General features: G+C 34.1%; 2 protein-coding genes. One reads left to right on the top strand and one right to left on the bottom strand.

Annotated features, from left to right (window positions below; genetic code table 11):
- Positions 1 to 526 precede the first annotated feature (526 nt).
- On the top strand, positions 527 to 1,501 hold the full coding sequence (locus MW688_RS10940) for a tetratricopeptide repeat protein (RefSeq protein ID WP_486736011.1): 975 nt from the start codon (positions 527 to 529) through the stop codon (positions 1,499 to 1,501).
- Positions 1,502 to 1,625: 124 nt separating this feature from the next.
- On the opposite strand, the gene MW688_RS10935 is transcribed toward MW688_RS10940, so the two are convergent.
- The coding region (locus MW688_RS10935) for a hypothetical protein (RefSeq protein WP_486736010.1) at positions 1,626 to 2,528 on the bottom strand (903 nt) is incomplete at its 5' end.

Genomic DNA, 2,528 nt, shown 5'->3' with positions numbered 1-2,528 from the left:
CGAATTGGGCAATTTTCTCTCAAGAAAGTTATGTTAATTCGTAGGTCTAATAAACTTTGCGTTGTTTAAATTACGGGCGACTTTAGTCTCATATCAAAACACCAGAACTTATGTACTAAATTAACCTCAGAAAAAGTTCATTTCTCTTTCGCCTAAGATCTTACACTCGGTCAACCAATTTTTAAGCTTTGAGCATTAATTCTTTAACTCATTACTCCAAAACTTCTTTCACTTCAAAACTTCTTTCACTTCAAGACTCCAAAACTCCAAGACTCCTTACTTCAAAACTCATTACTCATTACTCATTACTCATTACTCATTACTCATTATTCATCCACAAGTAACTTTGGGTAAAGATCAAGATCTGAGTAGTCGTCGGTTAGCCTTTCCTCCCCGCCCTAAAGTTACGGGGATTCCAGGCTTTCAATTACTTCTGTTGAATAGATTCATCTACAAAATTAGTAACTATGTAATGCTATAATATCATTTAATTTAAACAAATTATTCAATTTAGATTTAAATTCAAATGAAGTCGATTTATCAAACTACAGCAATTATTGGCTTTATAGCAGCTATAACAACTGCAATACCAACTGAAGCCACTCAATATATCATAGCTCAAACTATTAGTGTACAAGACCAAGGACTTTTTAATAGAGGCTTAGAAAAAATAAGAGAGGGTGATTATGACGGTGCCATCACTGATTTTACCACCTTAATTGAGGGTAATACTAGTGGAAATCCTATAAATCCTCGTTACTATACAAATAGAGCAGTTGCTAATTATAGAAAAGGCAATTATCAAGCAGCGATTGAAGATTTTAATCAAGCTTTGTCAATTGATAAAGAGAGCATATTTGCCTATATCAATCGAGGTATAGTCTATGAAAAGATTGGAGAGTATCAAAATGCCGAAGAAAGCTGGCAAGAAGCTATCAACAGATTAAAACTCCGTGTTGAAATTCAAAATGATTCTATTGTCGAGGAAAGCAAAGAAGATTTAGTTTTAGCTTATACCTATCTTGGAGACCTATATCAGTTTCAAAACAGACATGATGATGCTATTACTCAATACACTGAAGTAATCAATTTAGAGCCTGATAATGCAGAAGCTTATCTTAGAAGAGGGTATTCTTATTTTAGTTTAAATAACTATGATTTAGCAGTTCCAGATTATCAAAAAGTTACTGAACTTGATCAACAATCTGCGGAAGCTCATAATAATTTAGGGGCAGTTTATTTAGCGAATGGAGATTCTCAAAAGGCGATTGAGGAATTTAATCAAGCAATTCGCATTGACAATAATAATGGGGATTTCTTTTTTAATCTTGGATTAGCATATTCAGAAGGATATTCAGAAAACAATCAAACCAATTATAGTTTTAGCGCTTGTCGTAATTTTGATGTTGCTCGACAACTTTATGAAGCAAATCAACAATCTGATAATGCACAAAGAGCTATAGTCAAAATGGAGGAAATCAATTGTGACTCTCTTGACTAGTGATGGATATTGCAACTAAATTCTAGGTTTTTTATCCAAAAAAGTAGGGTGCGTTAACCTGCGTGTAACGCACCAAATTTATTGGGATTTAAACAAATTTTAATTTTAAATGCAACACTTAAAATTATGGAGATGTAGAACGAGATGGAGGTGTTTCAGAAAAACTAAACTGCCTTTCACCTTCTCCTGTTTCTGACAATCCCTCAGGTCTAGACCCATCATCTGGTAAATCATTAAGTCGAATAAATAGGACATCATCTTCAATCTTAAAAGTAGTTTTTATTGGTGGTCTATCTCCAAAAATAAAATCGATATGCCCATAATTTCCCTCAGAATTAAACTCTACTACTTCGTATTCTGAATCTTCAATAAAAGCCCCTGAAGTGCTGTTGTAATAAACAGAAACAATTCCCCCTGATTTAAAATGAAATCCTAATGGTTGTATACCTGCATCATTAGATTGCCAAAAACCTTCCCTTAAACTCTCAGTTAACTCTATTACTTCTTTACTAGGTGGAGTTACTAAGCTTAAATTGAGAGTAGAACTATCTGGCTCATTAGTAAAATCTAGATTATCTGGTCGTATGTCAAATACCCTGCCTTTACTATATTCATTAATCATAGACTCATCAACTGTGAGGGTTATAAGTATTGTTTCTATGACTATGCCCTTTTGAACAAGTATTCTTTTGATTCCAGATTTAGAAGGTAATTGATTTCTGGACTTAATAATTGTTGTTTGTTCAGGCGGCAGTTGAGCATTCTGTACAGAAATTTTGATTTGTCCCTTATCTACTTGCTCATCTGTAATATTTTCCTGGGTTATATCTATTTGTCCTCCACCCTGTTTCTTGAGAATCAGGCTAATTGTATTGTCATCCTTCTCTACTTCAATATCTTCAATTATTACTGGTGTAGAAACTGGAACTTGGTTAGTTGGAGGTTCGCTGGTGGGTTGTGAGGGAATATTTGGAACTTGGTCCATCCCAGGTTCGTCTATTGGTTGTGAGGGAATATTTGGAACTTG

Source organism: Johannesbaptistia floridana (assembly GCF_057440575.1).
This window is presented reverse-complemented; position numbering and strand designations above follow the sequence as displayed.

Bases quoted from the DNA above. Each gene is read 5' to 3' on its own strand.
- MW688_RS10940 (WP_486736011.1), top strand. From the start codon at position 527: ATGAAGTCGATTTATCAAACTACAGCAATTATTGGCTTTATAGCAGCT.